The 19,752-nt window shown below is 67.0% G+C and carries 13 protein-coding genes and 1 riboswitch; of the genes, 4 read left to right on the forward strand and 9 right to left on the reverse strand.

The genetic code is table 11. The features are described 5' to 3' along the window. Positions 1 to 45: 45 nt before the first annotated feature. The gene (locus ACZYW1_RS00745; protein ID WP_463782442.1) at positions 46 to 801 is read left to right on the forward strand and encodes a class I SAM-dependent methyltransferase; all 756 of its coding nucleotides are present in this window, start codon (positions 46 to 48) and stop codon (positions 799 to 801) included. Here the strand turns inward: ACZYW1_RS00745 and ACZYW1_RS00750 are convergent, their stop codons facing one another. Then, positions 802 to 1,728, reverse strand: a complete 927-nt coding sequence (locus ACZYW1_RS00750) for an RluA family pseudouridine synthase (protein ID WP_463782444.1) — start codon at positions 1,726 to 1,728, stop codon at positions 802 to 804. Continuing rightward, positions 1,725 to 2,381 carry a signal peptidase II gene (gene lspA / locus ACZYW1_RS00755; protein ID WP_463782446.1) on the reverse strand — a complete coding sequence of 219 codons (657 nt, stop codon included), beginning with the start codon at positions 2,379 to 2,381 and terminating at the stop codon, positions 1,725 to 1,727. The genes ACZYW1_RS00750 and lspA overlap by 4 nt, the downstream gene beginning before the upstream one ends. A gap of 77 nt (positions 2,382 to 2,458) precedes the next feature. Between lspA and ACZYW1_RS00760 the strand changes: the two genes are divergently transcribed. Further along, positions 2,459 to 3,379, forward strand: a complete 921-nt coding sequence (locus tag ACZYW1_RS00760; protein WP_463782448.1) for an asparaginase — start codon at positions 2,459 to 2,461, stop codon at positions 3,377 to 3,379. On the opposite strand, the gene ACZYW1_RS00765 is transcribed toward ACZYW1_RS00760, so the two are convergent. The 4 genes from ACZYW1_RS00765 to ACZYW1_RS00780 form a co-directional block, all read right to left on the reverse strand. Continuing rightward, the gene (locus tag ACZYW1_RS00765; RefSeq protein WP_463782450.1) at positions 3,344 to 4,747 is read right to left on the reverse strand and encodes a DNA polymerase IV; all 1,404 of its coding nucleotides are present in this window, start codon (positions 4,745 to 4,747) and stop codon (positions 3,344 to 3,346) included. The genes ACZYW1_RS00760 and ACZYW1_RS00765 overlap by 36 nt on opposite strands. A gap of 95 nt (positions 4,748 to 4,842) precedes the next feature. Then, the gene (locus ACZYW1_RS00770; protein ID WP_463782452.1) at positions 4,843 to 5,700 is read right to left on the reverse strand and encodes a DUF559 domain-containing protein; all 858 of its coding nucleotides are present in this window, start codon (positions 5,698 to 5,700) and stop codon (positions 4,843 to 4,845) included. Between the two features lie 155 nt (positions 5,701 to 5,855). Further along, a complete protein-coding gene (gene ileS, locus ACZYW1_RS00775) occupies positions 5,856 to 8,972 on the reverse strand; it encodes an isoleucine--tRNA ligase (protein WP_463782453.1) in 3,117 nt (1,038 codons plus the stop codon). A gap of 265 nt (positions 8,973 to 9,237) precedes the next feature. Next, a complete protein-coding gene (locus ACZYW1_RS00780) occupies positions 9,238 to 10,044 on the reverse strand; it encodes an acyl-CoA thioesterase (protein ID WP_463782454.1) in 807 nt (268 codons plus the stop codon). A 122-nt stretch (positions 10,045 to 10,166) separates the two neighbouring features. Between ACZYW1_RS00780 and ACZYW1_RS00785 the strand changes: the two genes are divergently transcribed. Continuing rightward, positions 10,167 to 10,931 carry a lipase family protein gene (locus ACZYW1_RS00785; protein WP_463782455.1) on the forward strand — a complete coding sequence of 255 codons (765 nt, stop codon included), beginning with the start codon at positions 10,167 to 10,169 and terminating at the stop codon, positions 10,929 to 10,931. A 63-nt stretch (positions 10,932 to 10,994) separates the two neighbouring features. Here the strand turns inward: ACZYW1_RS00785 and ACZYW1_RS00790 are convergent, their stop codons facing one another. From ACZYW1_RS00790 to ACZYW1_RS00800, 3 genes are all read right to left on the reverse strand, one after another. Continuing rightward, positions 10,995 to 11,210, reverse strand: a complete 216-nt coding sequence (locus ACZYW1_RS00790) for an Rv1535 family protein (protein WP_463782457.1) — start codon at positions 11,208 to 11,210, stop codon at positions 10,995 to 10,997. 295 nt (positions 11,211 to 11,505) lie between these two features. Then, a riboswitch (M-box (ykoK) riboswitch) is annotated at positions 11,506 to 11,677 on the reverse strand. A 98-nt stretch (positions 11,678 to 11,775) separates the two neighbouring features. Further along, positions 11,776 to 12,417: a TetR/AcrR family transcriptional regulator gene (locus ACZYW1_RS00795; protein WP_463782459.1), complete on the reverse strand. Its 642-nt coding sequence runs from the start codon at positions 12,415 to 12,417 to the stop codon at positions 11,776 to 11,778. Next, positions 12,414 to 12,644, reverse strand: coding sequence for a hypothetical protein (locus tag ACZYW1_RS00800; RefSeq protein WP_463782460.1), 231 nt, complete (start codon positions 12,642 to 12,644; stop codon positions 12,414 to 12,416). Before ACZYW1_RS00800 ends, ACZYW1_RS00795 begins: the two co-directional genes overlap by 4 nt. Positions 12,645 to 13,410: 766 nt before the next feature. Here ACZYW1_RS00800 and pks2 point away from each other — a divergent pair. Then, positions 13,411 to 19,752 (forward strand): sulfolipid-1 biosynthesis phthioceranic/hydroxyphthioceranic acid synthase, encoded by a 6,342-nt coding sequence (gene pks2 / locus ACZYW1_RS00805; RefSeq protein ID WP_463787619.1) that lies wholly within the window; start codon positions 13,411 to 13,413, stop codon positions 19,750 to 19,752.

The raw sequence follows: 19,752 nt of genomic DNA on the forward strand, positions 1-19,752 counted from the left end.
TCGATTGCTCGCCGGACGCGCCGTCTGATCGGCGAGAATGCAGGCATGGGCCGCACATTCGACGAGCTGATTTCCGAGGCCGAGGCGGCACCGGTCGACGGCTGGGATTTCTCCTGGTTCGACGGTCGCGCCACCGAGGAGCGGCCGTCCTGGGGGTACCAGCGGCTGATGAGCCGGCGGCTGGCGTCCGTGTCAGCAGCCCTCGACATCGACACCGGCGGCGGAGAGGTTCTCGCCGGAGCCGAACATTTCCCGCCGACGATGGTCGCCACCGAGTCGTGGCCCCCGAACGCCGCGCTGGCCACCGCGCTGCTGCACCCGCGCGGTGCCGTCCTGGTGGCGACGCGCGACGAGCCGGAGCTACCGTTCGCCGATTCGGCGTTCGATCTGGTCACCAGCCGGCATGCCATCGACGTCCGGTGGACCGAGATCGCCCGGGTGCTACGCCCCGGCGGTAGCTATCTCGCCCAGCAGATCGGACCGGCGACCATGGCCGAGCTGTACGAGTACTTCCTCGGACCGCAGCCCGGCAGAGGCGTTGAGCTGCAACCGGATACCCAGAGCGCTCGGGCACGGGACGCCGGTCTGGAGGTCGTGCAGATGCGGCTGGAACGCATGCGGGCAGAGTTCTTCGACGTCGGCGCCGTGGTTTATTTCCTGCGCAAGGTGATCTGGACGGTGCCCGATTTCAGCGTCGAGCGCTACCGCGAACGGTTGGGCGAGATGCACGACCAGATCACGGCCAGCGGCTCGTTCGTCGCGCACTCGACGCGGGTCCTGGCCGAGGCGCGCAAACCGTAGCTAGTGGTCGGCACGCAACACGGTCAGCGCGTGCTGCAGGTCCGTCGGGTACGGGCTGACGAACTCGACCTGCCGACCGTCGCCGGGGTGGGTGAACGACAGCGACCGCGCGTGCAGCCATTGGCGTTCCAGGCCGAGCTTGTGCGCGAGCTTCGGGTTCGCGCCGTAGGTCAGGTCGCCACAGCACGGGTGATGCGTTGCGGCGAAGTGCACCCGAATCTGGTGTGTACGACCGGTTTCCAGATGCACGTCGAGCAGGCTTGCGGCGACGAACGCTTCGACGGTGTCGTAGTGGGTGACGCTGTGGCGGCCGTCGGAGGTGACCGCGAACTTCCACTCGGGGCCCCGGTGCCGGCCGATCGGCGCGTCGATGGTGCCGCTCGACGGATCCGGATGTCCTTGGACGAGTGCGTGGTAACGCTTGTCGACCGTGCGCTGTTTGAACGCCCGCTTGAGCAGGGTGTAGGCGCGCTCCGAGATCGCGACCACCATCACCCCGGATGTGCCGACGTCGAGCCGGTGCACGATGCCTTGGCGCTCGTGCACCCCGGAGGTGGTGATGCGATAGCCGGCCGCGGCCAGGCCGCCGAGCACCGTCGGCCCGGTCCAACCCACCGAGGCGTGCGCAGCCACCCCGGCCGGCTTGTCGACGACGACGATGTCGTCATCGGAGTACAAGATGTCCATGCCCTCGATGTCGACGGCCGCGTTCTCGATCGGCGCCGGGGGCTCGGGCAGTCGCACCTGTAGCCAGGCGCCGGCGGTCAGGCGATCGGACTTACCGGCCGGTGCCCCGTCCAGTTCGACGCCACCGTCTTCGGCCATCGCGGCGGCAGCCGTGCGCGACACCCCGAGCAACCGCGACACTCCGGCGTCGACACGCATGCCCGCGAGGCCTTCCGGCACCGGCATCGACCGTTCGGTCATCGAGGCTCTTCGGCGCCTTCGGCGGGCTGGTCAGCCCCATCGCCGGGCTCGTCGTCGCGCTGCTCCGCATCGCTGCGCTCTGCATCGTCGTCGGCGGGGGGCCGCCGGCCGATCGTGTCGAAATCGAACCCGAGCGCCGACAGCGTGACCAGCAGAATGGCCCCGCCGACCACCGACGGGTCGGCCACGTTGAACACCGGCCACCAGCCGATCGACAGGAAGTCGACGACGTGCCCGCGCAGCGGCCCCGGCGAACGGAAGAACCGGTCGACCAGGTTGCCCATCGCGCCGCCCAGGATCATCCCGAGGCCGATCGCCCACCACGTCGAAACCAGCCGGCGACCCATCCAGAAGATGCCGAGCACCACTCCGCTGGCGATCAGCGTCAGCATCCAGGTGTAGCCGGTTGCCATCGAGAACGCGGCACCGGAATTGCGGACCAGCGTCCAGGTCACCGTGTCGCCGATGATCGGCACCGGCTGGCCGGGTGTCAAAAGGTTGACTGCCAGCACTTTCGTCACGATGTCCAGCACAAGCACAACGCCGGCGACCGACAACAGGAGCGGCTGGCGTCGCCGCGGCCGGGCGTCGGTTCCGCCGGCCGGGTCGGCGCCGGTCACCGGATCCGCCGATCCTGGTGGTTGGTCAGTCACGCCACCATCATCCACTAGCACCTGGGCCGGGCTCCGCTGCGCTCGCGATCGTTGTGCGGTGCGGGATGATTTCCTCCATGAGCCGTGTGACTGTGATCGCCACCGGCGGGACCATCGCCAGCAGTGCCGCCCCGGACGGCGTCCAGCGGCCGACCCGCGGCGGCGCGGATCTCGCGGCCGGCCTCGACGTCGACGTCATCGATGTGATGGCCAAGGACAGCTCGCGTCTGACGCCGGCCGACTGGGACGTGATCGGGTCAGCGGCCCGGTCCGCCGTCGACCGCGGGGCGCCCGGTGTTGTCGTGACGCACGGCACCGACACCCTGGAGGAGACGGCGTTGTGGCTCGACCTCACCTACGGCGGCGCCGCGCCGCTGGTAATCACCGGCGCCATGCGCAGCGCCGACGCTCCTGACGCCGACGGTCCGGCGAATCTGCGCGACGCGGTCACGGTGGCCGGCGCTGCCGCCGCGGGCGAGATCGGTGTTCTGGTGTCGTTCGCGGGCCGGGTTCTGCGTCCGGCCGGTCTGTACAAGGTGGCATCCGCTTTCGGGTTCGCCGGCCAGCTACTCGGCAATGTCGATGCCGGATTGACGTTGACGCAGAACAAGATTCGTCCCTTCGTCGGCGAGTTGACCGCCGCGGACGCACCGCGGGTCGACATCGTCACGACCTATGCCGGCAGCGACGCGGTGGCCCTGGACGCCTTCGTGGCGGCGGGCGCCCGGGGCATCGTCTTGGAGGCGCTGGGTTCCGGCAATGCCGCCGACGCGGTGATCGAAGCGGTGCGACGGCATTGCCGTGACGGGATCACCGTGGCCGTGTCCACCCGAGTCGTCGGCGGGCGGGTCAGCCCCGGTTACGGCCCCGGGCGAGACCTGGTCGACGCGGGCGCGGTGATGGTGCCGCAGTTGCCGGCCAGCCAGACCCGCGTGTTGACGATCGCCGCGCTGGCGGCCGGGCTACCCCTGAGCGACGTCGTCGACCGGCTGCTCTGACGCTGCCTCGGCGATGGTCACGAGATAGTCCGGCCAGTCCAGGCTGTCGATCGGATTCGCCCGGGCGATGTCGTCGCTGTCGGAGGGGAAGGTGCGTGCGGGGCCGGGCCCGGTGCCGCGGGTTTCGAAGCGCACCGTGACCACGCCATGGCCGGCGCCCTGCACCCAGCCGTGACCCCATTCGCGGTGCGTGACGTCGTCCCCGATCCGCCAACCCGACACCTCCGGCGTCGACGGCACAGCAGGGTAGCGCTCGCCCTGATCACTGTCGTCGGTCTGCTCGGTGTCGGGCACCGGCAGCTCCAGATCAGGGAACAGCGAGTCCTGCCGCACACTGGTCAGGCCTGAAAAACCAACTCCGAGTAGGCGAATCGGGCCGATGTCGCGCGGGTCCAGCAAGAGCCGACGGGCCAGCGCGGTCAATGCGGCGGCATCGGTGGTCGCGTAGGGCAGGGTCGCCGACCGGGTCAACGTGCTCATGTCCGACTTCTTCAGCTTGACCGTGACGGTCCGGGCGCCGCGGCCGTCGCGGCACAGCCGCTGGTGGGCGTGCTCGGCAATCGGCGCGATCGCCTCCCGCAGATCGTCGAGGGTGGTCAGGTCTACGGCGAAGGTGGACTCGGCGCTGATCTGCTTGGCGACCGCGCGTTCGGCCACCGGACGGTCGTCGACCCCGCGGGCCAACCGGTGCAGCGCCGGCCCGATCGTCGCGCCGAGGATGTTGGCCACCTCGGCTCCGCTCAAGGCCGCCAACTGACCGATCGTCTCGATGCCCAGCCGGTGCAGCTTATCTTCGGCCACCGGTCCGATCCCCCAGAGCTTGCGCACCGACAGCCCGTCCAGTAGCCGCGTCTCGTCGGCGCGCCGGACCACCGCGATACCGTCGGGTTTCGCCAGGCCGGAGGCGATTTTGGCGACCTGCTTGCCGGACCCGGCGCCGACCGAGGCGATCAGCCCGGTCTCCTCGCGCACCCGCTGCCGCAGCCGCGCGCAGAATGTCTCGACCTCGGCCTCGGAGGCACCGGCCAACTCGACGGGTTCGCCGAAGGCTTCGTCGAACGAGAGCTGTTCGACGACGGGCATCATCTCCCGCACGGTATGAAACACCCGACGGCTGGCAACGCCGTACACCGCGCCGCGCGGCGGCAGCACCACCGCGGTCACCCCGATCAATCGGCGCGCCTGGTGCATCGGCATCGCCGACCGCGCCCCGAAGATCCGCGATTCGTAACTCGCGCCGGCCACCACACCCCGACCGCCCAGTCCGCCGACCAGCACCGGACGACCCCGCAGCGTAGGCCGGGTGAGCTGCTCGACGGACGCGAAGAACGCATCCATGTCGAGGTGCAGCACCCAGCGGGAATCCACAGTCACCGATGCTATTGCGCCGACCAACTATGCCGAGAGTGCAACCACCGCGGCGTCCACTCGAGTAACGCCTCGGCAGTTGCACTTTCGCGGCGTCACACTGCCAAGCCGCGTGACCGTAGCGCCTCCCGCACCCGGGATATGACGACATTGGGGCGGTAGCGCAGCAGGTCAGCGCTCACCCGGATCAGGATCCACCCTCGCTGCTGCAGCTCAGCGGTGCGGTCGATATCGTTCGCGCGGACCCAGGAGTCGGTCCAGTGCTGCGAGCCGTCGTATTCGATGCCGACTTTCTGCTCGGGCCAGCCCATGTCGATGCGAGCCAGCACCCTGCCCCAGTCGGAGAACACCTCGATCTGGGTGACCGGCCGAGGTAGGCCGGCGGCGATCACCAGCAACCTGGTCCGCGTCTCCTGCGGCGACTCGGCGCCGGCGTCGACGAGTGGCAGGACCTGTCGCAGTTGCCGTAGGCCGCGAGCGCCGCGATGTGCGTCGATCAGAGCTTCCACCTCGGCGGCCGTCACACGAGTAGCTCGTACCAGAGCGTCCATCCGGATGACCGCGGCCTGCAGCCCGGGTCGCCTACCCAGGTCGAAAGCGGTGCGCGGGGGCGACGTCACCGGAATCGCGTTGACCGTCACGACCTCACCGGGCAGCAGCGTCTCATTGCGCGTGATGATCAACGGCGGCGGACGTTTTCGGTCGGAGACGAGTTCGGCGGGTGCCCGCGCGTCGACCAGCTTCGCACCGAGCAGCGCCGCCGCTGAATTACCGGCGACGACGGCTTCCTTTCCCGACCAGAGCCACGCGGCGACGGCCCTACTCTCCGCGCTGAGCTCGACGCCGCGTCGCAGGTAGACATTGCGGTAGACGCGCCGGCACGACCGCCGCAGGTCGCGATCGGTCAGCGCCCCTACGCGTAGCGCCTCGGTTCCGACGAACGGTGATTCCAAGCCCTGTCCTCTTCGTCGAGAGTGCAGCCACCGAGACGTCCACTCGAGTAATGCCTCGGCAGTTGCACTTTCGCGATCAGAGACTAAGACGCATCGCCCGGACGCTCCTACCGGTGTCCACAGCCCGTACGTCACCCTCGCCACCGCAGCAGGCCTCAGCTCTTGGCGATAGCCACCCGGACACCGTCGCCGATCTCGGTCGAATCGGCACCCGGCTCGCCGAACTCGAAGCTGGTGGCCAGGATCTCCCCGGCGATCAGGTCCCGATGCGCGGACGCCCACTCGGCCCGCTGCGCCGGTACCGACACCACCACGCGGATCCGGTCTGAGACGTCGAGACCGGCGGATTTACGCAGCTCCTGCAATTCGCGGATGCGGTCCTTGGCCCATCCCTCGGCCTCGAGCTCTGGGGTCAGCGTGGCGTCCAACACCACCAGCCCGGCGCCGCCGGGCAGCGGCGCGGTGTATTCAGGGTCGGCCGCGACCAGTCGTGAGCTGTATTCCTCGGGGCGCAGCACCGCCGGGCCCGCGGTCAGCGTGCCGTCGGCGTTGGCGACGCTCTGGCCGGCCTTGACCGCCTTGATGGCGGCTTGGACGTCCTTACCCAATCGCGGGCCGGCGACCTTCGCGTTGACGGTGAGTTCGAAGCGGCCGTAGCCGGCTATGTCGTCGGTGAGCTCGACGCTCTTGACGTTCAATTCGTCGGCGATCAGATCGGTGAACGGCGCAAGCAGATCCGGATTTTCCACCGCCACAGTCAGTTTCGGAAGCGGCAACCGCACCCGCAGCTTCTTGGCCTTGCGCAGTGACGACGCCACGGAGCAGACGTCACGCACCCGATCCATGGCATCGACCAGCGTGGCGTCGCCCGGCAGGACGGCAGCCTCCGGCCAGTCGGTCAGATGGACCGAGCGTTCGCCGGTGATACCGCGCCAGATGATCTCCGTCGTCATCGGCAGCAGCGGCGCGGCTACCCGTGCGGTCACTTCGAGCACGGTGTGCAAGGTGTCGATGGCGTCGGGATCTTCGTCCCAGAACCGCGAACGCGACCGCCGCACATACCAGTTTGTCAGCGCTTCGGTGAACTGACGCAGCTGTTCGCAGGCTCCGGAGATGTCACAACCATCCAGCGAGGCCGTCAGATCGTCACGCAACACCGCGAGCTTGGCCAGGATGTAGCGGTCAAGGACGTGCGTCGAATCAGTCCGCCAGCTACCGACTTTCGGCGCGTAGAGCGCCAGGAAGCTGTAGGCGTTCCAGAACGGCAGCAGGACCTGGCGCACCCCGTCACGGATCCCTTGTTCGGTGACGACCAGGTTACCGCCGCGCAGGATCGGCGAAGCCATCAGGAACCAGCGCATGGCGTCGGAGCCGTCGCGGTCGAAGACCTCGCTGACATCGGGATAGTTGCGCAGCGACTTGCTCATCTTCTGACCGTCGCTGCCCAGCACGATCCCGTGCGCCACACACGTTTTGAACGCCGGCCGATCGAACAACGCGGTGGCCAGCACGTGCAGGGTGTAGAACCAGCCGCGGGTCTGCCCGATGTACTCGACGATGAAATCGCCCGGGTAATGCGTGTCGAACCAGTCGCGGTTCTCGAACGGGTAGTGCACTTGGGCGTACGGCATGGAGCCCGAGTCGAACCAGACGTCGAATACATCCGGGATGCGACGCATGGTCGACCGTCCCGACGGGTCGTCGGGATTGGGCCGGGTCAGCTCGTCGATGTAGGGCCGGTGCAGGTTGTCCGGCCGAGTCCCGAAGTCGCGCTCCAGTTCGTCGAGACTGCCGTAGACATCGATCCGAGGGTGGTCCGGATCGTCGGAGACCCACACCGGAATCGGGGTGCCCCAGTAGCGGTTTCGCGAGATCGACCAGTCGCGGGCTCCCTGCAGCCACTTGCCGAACTGGCCGTCCTTGACGTGTTCGGGGTACCAGGTGATCTCCTGATTGAGCTCGACCATCCGGTCGCGGAACTCGGTGACTTTGATGAACCACGACGAGACCGCCCGATAGATCAGCGGATTGCGGCACCGCCAGCAGTGCGGGTAGGGGTGGTCGTAGGTCTCCTGGCGGATCAACACCGCACCGTTGGCTTCAGCCGGGCCGGTGCGGTTCTTGAGGTCCTTGATGATCTTCGGGTTGGCGTCGAAGACGTGCTGTCCGCGGTAATCCGGCACCGAGGCGTCGAATCGCCCCTTGGCGTCGACCGGCGTCACCGGCACGATGCCGACCCGGTCGGCGGTCGCCTTGTCGTCCTCGCCGTAAGCCGGTGCCAGGTGGACGATCCCGGTGCCGTCGTCGGTGGTCACGAAGTCGGCGTCGAGCACCTGAAAAGCGTTGGGCGAGTTCATGAAATACCGAAACGGCGGGCGGTAACGGGTCCCGACGAGTTCGCTGCCGCGGTAGGAGCCCAAGACCTCGGGTTCTGCACCGAATTCTCGTTCGTAGGCGGCCACTCGCGCCTCGGCGAGCAGCACCCGGTGCTCACCGGCCCGCACCTGTACGTAGGTGACATCGGGGTTGACGGCGACCGCCTGGTTGGACGGCAGGGTCCACGGCGTCGTGGTCCAGACGAGTAGGTGCGTGCCGGCCAGATCGCCCTCGGTGACCTCGAATCCCACTGTGAGCGCGGGGTCTTGGCGACGCTGGTAGACGTCGTCGTCCATCCGCAGCTCGTGATTGGACAGCGGCGTCTCGTCGCGCCAGCAGTACGGCAGCACTCGATAGCCCTCGTAGGCCAGTCCCTTGTCCCACAGCTGCTTGAACGCCCAGATCACCGACTCCATGTAGGGCAGGTCGAGCGTCTTGTAGTCGTTGTCGAAGTCGACCCAGCGGGCCTGGCGGGTGACATAGGAACGCCATTCGTCGGTGTAGCGCAACACCGATTCGCGACAGGCGTCGTTGAACGCGGCGATTCCCATGGCGTCGATCTGCGACTTGTCGGTGATACCGAGCTGCCGCTCGACCTCGAGTTCAGCCGGCAGGCCGTGGGTGTCCCAGCCGAAACGACGTTCGACCTTGTAGCCGCGCATGGTCCGATAGCGCGGGACGATGTCCTTGACGTAACCGGTCAGCAGATGCCCATAGTGCGGAAGCCCATTGGCGAACGGCGGACCGTCGTAGAACACGTATTCGGGAGCGTCCGCACGGCGGTCGATGCTGGCCCGGAAGGTGTCGTCGCCCGCCCAGTAATCGAGGACCTCGAGTTCCAGCGACGGCAGGTCGGGCGCGCCGCCGGCGGGCTTGGGATAAGAGTTGTCGGTCACTGCGGGTCGTCTCCAGGTGCCGTTGCCAGGCACGGGGACGACGAAGTGCTGTGTGCACTCGCGCCGCGGTACCACCCCGCTTGCCACACCTCGATGTGGCCGCTCGTCATTCGGCTGTGACGGGCCTACCCGTTCGGTTCTACTGGGCCGGGCCTGTGAAAGCCGGCGGTTCTTCCGAAGACTCCCCGGTGATGGCCGGATCACTGCCGCTACCGATTCTACGGCCGGGCGCAGGCCACGCGGTGGCGACCCTGCCGCCGAGCGCTCAACCTTTGAAATAGACGATCTGATACGTGCTGGCCAGCAGTTGGCCGTCGCGGCTCCACAACTGCGCGTTCTGGTCGAAGAATCCGCGGTCGAAGCGGTCCGCGCGGGCCGTCGCCAAGATGTAGTCGCCGTCGAGCGCGTCGAGGTGCTGACTGTCGGCGTGAAAGTACGTGGTCATGGAGATGGTGCCGGCCGGAATGACGCCGCGACGCAGATACACCCGCGGAAAGAAGATGTCGGACAACGCCGTGAGCGCGGGAAAGTCGATCGGCCGCTGTTCGGCGTCACGCACCCACAGGGTGCTGGTCGACGACGGGCCGGTGCGCACCGCGCCGCCGGAGAACGAGCCTTCGGCAAAGCGCATGTCGTACATGCCAATCCAGACCGGCAGGTTCTCTCGACTGCTGCGCTCGATCTGCTCCGGGGGCGGCGCGTCCGGCGGCGCGGCTTGGGTGTCCGACCAGGTGTCGCGGCGGACACCGAAGATGGCGGTCGCCGTCGTCGTGATCACGCCATTCTGGCTGAGCTCCAGAATCCAGTGCTGATTCGTGCGATTGGTGCGCGCGGCTCGACGGGAGATCTCGAACTCCCCGTCGGCGATCGGTGCGGCGAAATTCACGGTCAGCGCGACGGGCTCGCCGAGGCGGTCGGGATGCGATTCGATGGCCCGCAGCAACACCGCGGCGGTGACGCCACCGAACGGCCCCACCATATTCGCCCACTCCGGCCGCGTCCTGCCCCGCACGACGTCGGCGCTCACCTCGTCGAGCTCGAGCGCGCGGTCGAGCGCATGCAATTCGGCCACTGATCCGAAATCTCCTGAGTTCGACTCTGCTGCAGCAGGGTTCGCGGGTCGTCGATTCTGCACGGTAGCTTACATCTGGCTCAACCATCCTCAAGACAGGGTCCGGCCGCTAGACTGCGGCGGTGGCGTTCGATCCTGTTTTCGCCCGTGACGTGGCGCTGCCACTGACGCAGGCCGCGTACGCCGTGATGGACGGAACTCCTGTCGACCTGCCGGCCGGCTACAGCCAGACCGGTCTAATCCAGGCCGATGCCGTGATGCTCACCGCGCTGACGTATCCGCATCCCGCGGTGGCGGCAATGACCAGAGACTCCAACATTCTTGGTCTGATGGGGCGAAATCAGTCCAGCCGCACCGCGTTTCTGTCGTTTCGCGGCACCGCCGACCTCGCCGGGTGGGTCGCCGATATCAATGCTTTTCGCCAGGACTACCGCCCGATCAGCGGATTCGGCCTGGTGCACACCGGCTTCCAGGACGTCTACGAGCTCGTCCGGGCCGGCATCGCCGCGGACCTGGCGGCCGCGACAGCCGGATGCGATCAGATCCTGATCACCGGCCACAGCCTCGGCGCAGCCCTCGCCGTGCTGGCGGCGCCCGACATCGCTGATGCCATGCCGCCCAACACCATTGAGCCTCGGCTGATTACCTTCGCCGGTCCTAAGACCGGGTCAGCCGATTTCGCGGCGAGCTTCAACGCGGTCATCGAGAGCTGCTACCGGGTGGTGAATTTTCTCGACATCGTTCCCTACCTGCCGCCGGGGGCATACGCGCATGTGGGGTCGCAGATCTCGGTCGACAGTGGTGGGCCGCCGCTGTCGATCGCGTGGCGACACGGTCTCGGCGCCTACCGGGACGGGCTGTCGGCCCTCGTCGCAGCCCAGCAGTGACGCAAAAACTCCCGGCGCCGAAAGCTGTTGCAGCAGTTCGGCTACCGGGAGCTTGCGAACCGTTCAGGCGCCGACTTCGATGACCCCCGCGCGCCACAGGGCAGCGTAGAGCTGACGCAGCGGAACACAGAGCAGACGCGCAGCACCCTCGATCAGTGGATCCCCACTCGCGGGGCCCGGCCGCTTGGCGCTCTTCGGCAACGGCATGGGGTCGGCCACCAACCGGAGCTGGGGCGCGGACGTCGCCGTCACTACTTCGTCGTACAGTACAGCGGTCATGATCGCCTCCTAAGCAAGAGTCAAACGGGCACAACGGGATTCGGTGTCCGTCCGAAGCGGCGTCGAGGCAGGTTTGCGCAGCGACCGCTCGTGCGATGAGGCGGGGTGCGAGATGAGCGGAGATGGCTCAGCTGAATGCAGCGCGCCGCAGGCCGGTTCGGGACGAGACGTCCGGATATCGACTCGGACTAGAACTGGAACTCACGTGTCCCTCACCTCCTCGCGTCGCAGTGCGTGCGAACGTCGCACAATTCAGGCGCAAGCAGGAATACAGATCCCGATCATGACCGGGTAGCCCGCACCCCACTCGTCAGAGTTTCGGCACTACACGGCGTATCCAGGAAATCCCGGAAGCCACTTGGGCTCAACCCTTAACCCGGGAGGAGCTGTCCTGACCCTGGGCGTCTCTCGACGTTCGGGGTCAGTGGCCTGTATCCGTGTAGACGCCTCACCTAACGAGGTGCTTACCCGATCGATGATGCCCCAACATCCGGCTCGGGTCAATTCGCCACGCCGATCCCGCTGACCTGCCGTGATGCGTTCGTGACCGGGTGACGGTCGCGGCTCAGCCCTCCCTGGGCCGCAATCCGTTGAGGGCGAAGGAGACGACGATGTCGGCGACGTCGGCGGCACTGACCCCGTCGTCGGTGGTCAGGCGGCGATGGGCAAGCTGGCCGATCAGCGCGGCCAGACTGAAAGCGAGCATCCGTGGCGGCGCGCTGATCACGGTTCCGAGCTCCTGGGCGACGATCATGTGCTTCTCGATGTCATCGATGAAGCGCTCGTAGATGCTGCCGAGGTGCTTTTCGAACTGATCACCTAAGGCGTACGCGTCGCGCAACAGGAGCTTGGTGACGGCCTTGTCGGCCTCGAAGAACTCCAAAACCGCATGCACGGTGATGCGAAGTGGCTCCCAATCCCGGTCCGGACGCGCGCTCGCTGCGGCAATCGCTGCGGCGATATGGGCACGCAATGCCTCGCCCTCCGCGGCCATCAGCGCATGGAACAGTTCGTCCTTGGAGTCGAAGTACCAGTAGACCGACCCGTAGGCCATATCGGCCTCTTTGGCGATGTGAGAGATCGTTGTCGCGTGAAAACCATTGCGGGCGAAGACTTTTTTGGCCGCAGCCATGATCTCCGCACGCCGCCTCGACTTGTCTTCCTTACTGATTGCACGGCGCTTGCGCGTCCTCGCGTCCTCGGTCATCGGACGTCCGCCTGGTCCAGACGCGCGGCGCGCGCGACGAACGCGACAGGGGTGTTGTCGGTGGTCGCCGGCTGAGCGCACACCCGACCCGCCCGGCAGTCGGGCGAATAGATCGCCGGCGGTGGGCAGACATCCGCGGCCCGGCTGACAGACCGGGGGGTGCGGCAGGGGCCGAGGGCGCGGTACAGGAGCTTGTCGCCGAGCATTTCGTCCACCTTTGTTTGCATCGTGCCGACGCTACGAATTACTGATTCGAGTGTCAATATAACGCTCCTTAAAACTGATTGATATGTCAATCGTGGGTCGAAGAAATTAACTGACTGACTTGTCAGTCAGAATATTGACCAGGCTCGGATGGCTCAGGCGGATGCGCCTACAACAGCGGGCCCGAAAAAGCAACGATTAAAACTCAGCACGGCGCGGAAATGAGCGTGAACGCGGCCGGCTGCTGAAGCACTCCTGAGAATCGGTTAAAACGTCGTTAAACAACCGTCGTTCCAGTTGACGGCACCCGCGGAGTTCATCACGATAAGGTAACGATTCGCCTCACGGACTCCAGCACTAGATGGGTGTCGAATAGCGTCTGTACCTCAGAAAGCTTCTTGACGTGCAAGAAAGCCGCGTCGTAGGCAAACTGACAGACTCCAGGCCGATCTTGAGCCCTGCAGCACCCGGGGCCGGGCAGCACACCGACGGCATACCTCGGTGGCGTATCGCCCTGCCTCGAAAAGGGGGGAAAATGACTGCGTATTCACCGATTGTCCGCCGTTCGACCGACAATCATTTCGCGCAGGTTTCGCTCGCAATAGGCAGCGTCATGACAACTTCAGTTGCCAATATTCCGATCGCGTGTTGGCGCGTTGGGGTGTAGATTTCTGCGATCGAGTAGCGCTTTTCAACTCGGGCAGTAACTCGCTTAGTCGCGTTGTGCTTTGCGTATAGAAAGAGGACGAATTGCATACTTCCGAAACGAATCACACGCCGTCGGCGTACTTGGATTCGACTAATTCTTCGCCGAGCAACGGTTCTTCGCCAAGCAAGGGCCAAAATCCCGTAACTCCGGTTGCGGTGATCGGCATGGCATGCCGGCTTCCGGGCGGTATCGAGTCTCCCGAGCAGCTGTGGGCTGCGTTGCTACGCGGCGACGACCTGGTCAAGGAAGTACCCGCAGATCGCTGGGACATGGACCAGTACTACGACCCCGAACCCGGAGTCCCCGGTCGCTCGATCTCCAAGTGGGCCGCGTTTCTCGACGACCCGACGGGTTTCGACGCCGAGTTCTTCGGCATCGGTGACCGGGAGGCCCTGGCCAGTGACCCCCAGCATCGCGTTCTACTGGAAACAGCCTGGGAGGCAATGGAGCACGCGGGCCTGACACCCGAACAGATCACCGGCACCCTGACCGGTGTCTTTGTCGGGTTGACCCACTCCGACTACTCGTACCTCGCTGCCGACGCGGCTGCGCTGGAGGGGCCCTACGGCTTTTCCGGGACGAACTTCAGTCTGGGTTCGGGCCGCATCTCCTATGCATTGGGAGTCCACGGTCCCGCGGTCACGGTGGACACCGCCTGCTCGTCAGGCTTGTTGGCCGTCCACCTGGCCTGCCAGAGCTTGCACAGCGGCGAGAGCAATCTCGCGTTGGCCGGCGGCGCCTCGGTGAGCTTGGAACCACGCAAGTTCGCCGCCGGGTCCGCCGAGGGGATGCTGTCTCCGACCGGCCGTTGCCACGCGTTCGACGCGGCGGCGGACGGATTCGCGGTGTCCGAGGGCAGCGTGGTGTTGCTGCTCAAGCGGTTGTCGGACGCCGTGGCGGACGGCGACCGCGTCCTGGCGGTGCTCCGCGGTACCGCGGCAAATCAGGATGGCCACACGGTCAACATCTCGGTGCCGTCGGCCAAGGCGCAGAGCGCGGTGTACCGATCGGCGCTGTCGGCGGCGGGTGTCGAGGCCGCCACCGTCGGCATGGTCGAGGCGCACGGGCCGGGGACGCCGGTCGGCGACCCGATCGAATACGAGAGTCTGGCAAGCGTTTACGGCATCACCGGGCCTACGGCACTGGCTTCGGTCAAGACCAACTTCGGGCACGCACAGTCGGCTTCGGGGCCGCTGGGCTTGATGAAAGCGATCTTGGCGCTGCAGCACGGTGTGGTCCCCCAGAATCTGCACTTCGAACGGCTGCCCGATGCTCTCGCGGAGATCAAGACCAAACTCTTCGTGCCGCAGGCCATTACCGACTGGCCGACCAACGGTGCTCACCCACGCCGAGCATCGGTGTCGTCGTACGGCTTCTCCGGAACCAATGTGCATGCCGTGCTCGAGCAGGCGCCCGGGATCGTCTCGGCCGATGGCGAGGCGGCGGACCCTCAGGGGCCGCAGCTGTTCCCGCTCTCTTCCACCTCGGCCGATGCGCTGCGCCAGACGGCCGTGCGGTTGGCCGACTGGGTCGACGGTCACCTCGACGAGTTCACCGGCCACGATCTGGGTTACACGCTGGCACGCCGGCGCGCGCACCGGACGGTGCGGACGTCGGTGACGGCCGGCAGCCTGCCGGAGTTGACCGCGGCGTTGCGCGAGATTGCCGCCGGTGAGATTCCGTATGAGCCGGCTGTCGGTCGCGACGACTTGGGACCGGTCTGGCTGTTCTCCGGGCAAGGGTCGCAGTGGGCGGCCATGGGCGCTGAATTGTTGGTCAAGGAACCGGTGTTCGCCGCGACGGTCGCTCGAGCCGAGCCGCTGATCGCCGCGGAATCAGGGTTTTCGGTGACCGAGGCGATCTCTGCCGCGGAAACGGTCACCGGCATCGACCGGGTGCAGCCGACCATCTTCACCATGCAGGTGGCGCTGGCCGCCACCCTGCAGTCGCACGGGGTCCGCCCGGGCGCGGTCATCGGGCATTCGATGGGAGAAGCGGCGGCCGCCGTCGTGGCGGGCGCACTCTCGTTGGAAGACGGCGTGCGCGTCATCTGCCGGCGGTCGAAGCTGATGCTGCGGGTGTCCGGTGCGGGCGCCATGGCGTCGGTGGAACTGCCTGCGCAACAGGTTCTCTCCGAATTGATGGCCCGCGGTATCAAGGACGTGGTGGTCGCGGTGGTGGCCTCGCCCAAGTCGACGGTGATCGGCGGGGCGACCGAGTCGGTCCGGGAATTGGTGGCGGCCTGGGAGCAGCGCGAGATCATGGCGCGCGAGGTCGCCGTCGACGTGGCGTCCCACTCCCCCCAGGTCGAGCCGATTCTCGACGAGCTCGCCGCGGTGCTGGCAGATGTGCAACCGCGCGAGCCCGAGATCCCTTACTACTCGGCCACTCACTTCGATCCGCGTGATGTTCCGGAGTGCGACGCCGACTATTGGGTCGAAAATCTGCGCTACACCGTCCGTTTCGCCTCGGCGGTGCAGGCGGCGCTGGAGGACGGGTTCCGGGTGTTCGCCGAGTTGGCACCGCACCCGCTGCTGACCCATGCCGTCGATCAGACCGCTGACAGCCTCGACATGCGCGTGGGGGCGCTGGCAGGCATGCGGCGCGAGCAGGCATTGCCGCACGGGTTGCGCACCTTGGTGGGCGATCTGCACAGCGCCGGCGCGGCCGTGGACTTCTCGGTGATCTACCCGAGCGGACAGCTGATCGATGCACCTCTGCCGTCGTGGACACACCGGCAGTTCATCTACCAACTGGACAACACAGACCTTCGGTCCCGGGGCGCCAATTCCGTTGCGGTGCATCCGCTACTGGGATCGCACGTGCGATTGCTCGAGGAGCCGGAGCGCCACGCCTGGGAAGCCGAAATCGGCCTCAACGCCCTGCCCTGGATCGGCGACCACAAGATCCACGACATCGCCATCCTGCCGGGCGCCGCCTATCTCGAGATGGCGCTGGCCGCGGCCCGCACAGTTCTCGGCGAAGCGGCCGAGGTCCGCGACGTCCGATTCGAGCAGATGCTGCTGCTCGACGACACGACACCGGTCGGGGCCGCTGCCACGGTCGAGTCGCCCGGCGTCGTCACATTCGCGGTCGAGGCCGAGCAGGAGGGCGAACGCGCGCGGCGGGCCAGCGCGGTATTGCAGGCGGGAGCCGACGAGGACCAGCCCACCGCCTACGACATCGAGGAGCTGCGCGCCCAGCATCCCCGCCGGGTCGAGGGCGAGGAACTGCGGCAGGGCTTCGACAAACGAGGTCTGCAATACGGCCCGGCCTTCCACGGCCTCAACGCCGTGTTGATCGCCGAGGGCTCGGTGGACACCGTGCTTGCCGAAGTCGGCTTGCCACCGTCGATCCGGTCGCAGCAGACCAGCTATCACGTACACCCGGCACTGCTGGACGCGTGCTTCCAGTCGGTCGCCGCCCATCCCGCCATCCAGTCGGCGGGCATCGGTGGGCTGATGCTGCCGCTGGGAGTCCGTCGCCTGCGGACTTACGGACCGGCCCACGAAATCCGTTACGCGCATTCGCGGATCGTCCGGGCGGATCCGACGTGGGTCGAAGCCGACATCGAACTGCTGGACGAGCACGGCGCCGTGGTGCTGACCGTGGACGGGTTGCAGATCGGCAGCGGCACCTCCGAAAGCGCCAATCAGCAGCGACTGCTCAACGAGCGACTCCTGACCGTCGAATGGCAGCAGCGCGAACTCCCGGAACCGGCCGATACGGAGGCCGGAAACTGGCTGCTGGTCAGCACCTCCTCGGGCGCTGACGTGGTGGCCAACGCCCTGACCGATGCGCTGAAAGTTGGCCATGCGCAAAGCACCACGGTGAGCTGGCCGCACGACGCCGACCATGCGTCGACCGCACGCGAACTCACCGAGCAGCTTCGCGCCGGCCGTTTCGACGGAATGGTCGTCCTCACCGGACCGAAGAACGGAAGCCCGGATGAGGAATGCGCGCATCGAGGCGGCGATTACGTCCAGCATCTCGTCCGCATCATTCGGGAACTGCCCGAAAGTGGCAGCGAGCCAACGCGTTTGTTCGTCGTCACCAGCAAAGCCCAGACAGTGGTCCCCGGCGACCGGGCCAACCTGGACCAGGCGGGACTCCGCGGCCTGTTGCGCTCGGTCGGTAACGAGTACCCCGACCTGCGGGTGACCCAGATCGACCTGGACGAGCGGACCGATCACGAGCAGCTGGCACGTCAGTTGCTCAGTGGTTCCGACGAGGACGAAACCGCCTGGCGCGACGGCGAGTGGTACACGGCCCGATTGTTCCCCGGCCCGCTCAAAGCCGAGGAGCGGTTCACCGCGGTGGCCGACCCCCGGCAGGACGGCTTGCGGTTGCAGATCCGCACGCCGGGCGATCTGCAGACGATCGAGCTCACCGCCTTCGACCGGGTTCCACCGGGCCCCGGCGAGATCGAAGTCGCGGTCACCGCTTCCAGCATCAACTTCGCCGATGTTCTGGTCACTTTCGGCCGCTACCCGTCGTTCGAGGGACGGCTCCCCCAGCTGGGTACCGACTTCGCGGGCGTGGTCAGCGCGGTCGGTAGCGACGTGACTACCCACCGGGTGGGCGACCGCGTCGGCGGAATCTCCCCCAATGGTTGCTGGGGCACGTTTGTCACCTGCGATGCCGATCTCGCCGCCACGTTGCCCGCGGGTCTGACCGAACATCAGGCGGCCGCGGTGACAACGGCACACGCCACGGCCTGGTACGGGCTGCAGGATCTGGCCCGCATCGGCCCCCGCGACAAGGTGCTGATTCATTCGGCGACCGGTGGTGTAGGGCAGGCGGCGATCGCCATCGCCCGCGCCGCCGGAGCCGAGATCTTCGCCACCGCCGGCAGCGAGCAACGTCGACAGTTGCTGCGGGACTGGGGAATCGAGCATGTCTACGACTCGCGCAGCATCGATTTCGCCGAGCAGATCCGCTCCGACACCGGTGGCTACGGCGTCGACATCGTGCTCAACTCGGTCACCGGTGCCGCGCAACGGGCCGGCATCGAATTACTCGCTCTCGGAGGACGATTCATCGAGATCGGTAAGCGCGACATCTACGGTGACTCGCGGCTGGGACTGTTCCCGTTCCGCCGAAACCTCGCCTTCCACGGTGTCGATCTGGGCCTGATGTCGCACAGCCACCCCGAACGGTTCCACGACCTGCTCGACACCGTCTACCGGCTGACCGCCGATGGCGTCCTACCGATGCCGGAGAGCACGCATTACCCACTGTCGGACGCGGCCACCGCCATTCGGGCGATGAGTGCGGCCGAGCACACCGGCAAGCTGGTCCTCGACGTGCCACGCACCGAGCCGACGCGGGTGGCCGTACCGCCGGGCCTGGTGCCGGTGTTCCGGCCCGACGGTTCGTACATCATCACCGGCGGGTTGGGCGGCCTCGGCTTGTTCCTCGCCGAGAAGCTGGCGGCCGCCGGCTGCGGGCGCATCGTCCTGAGCTCACGGTCGGCACCGAACGACGAGGTGCTGTCGACCATCGACATGATCCGGTCGACCGGCGCCGACATCGTCGTCGAGTGCGGTGACATCGCCGAGCGCGCCACCGCCGACCGGTTGGTCGCGGCGGCGACGATCACGGGTCTGCCGTTGCGGGGCGTGCTGCACGCCGCCGCAGTGGTCGAGGATGCCACCCTGGTCAACATCACCGACGGACTTCTCGATCGTGACTGGAAGCCAAAGGTTTACGGCGCGTGGAACTTACACGAGGCCACTGCCGACGGGCCGCTGGACTGGTTCTGCTCGTTCTCCTCGGCGGCGTCACTGATCGGCTCGCCCGGCCAGGGCGCGTACGCCGCGGCCAACAGCTGGCTGGATGCCTTCACCCACTGGCGCAAGTCCCAGGGTCTGCCGGCCACCTCGATCGCGTGGGGCGCCTGGGGCCAGGTCGGTCGAGCCACCGCACTCGCCGAGGACACCGATACGGCCATCGCCCCCGACGAAGGCGCCTTCGCCTTCGAGTCGATGCTGCGTCACGATCGCGCCTACGCCGGATACGCACCCTTGGTCGGCACCCCGTGGCTGACCACCTTCGCGCAACGCAGCAAGTTCGCCGAGATGTTCAAATCCGCGGGCCAGGGCGCCAAGGGCTCGAGCAGATTGCGGGCCGAACTGAACGAGCTGCCGGTCGACGAGTGGCCCGGCCGGCTACGCAAGCTGCTGTCCGAACAGATCGGCCTGCTGTTGCGGCGCACCGTCGACCCGGACCGTCCACTGTCCGAGTACGGGCTGGACTCCCTCGGGACACTCGAATTGCGCACCCGGGTCGAGACCGAGACGGGCATTCGCATCAGCGCCCAGAACATCATCGACCACAGCACGGTGCGGGCGCTGTCGCAGTACCTGGCCGACCAGCTGGCCGCCTCCCACACCGTCGCGGCGTCGGCTGGAGGGGAGTGA

It is taken from the genome of Mycobacterium sp. IDUB_36 (assembly GCF_055419225.1).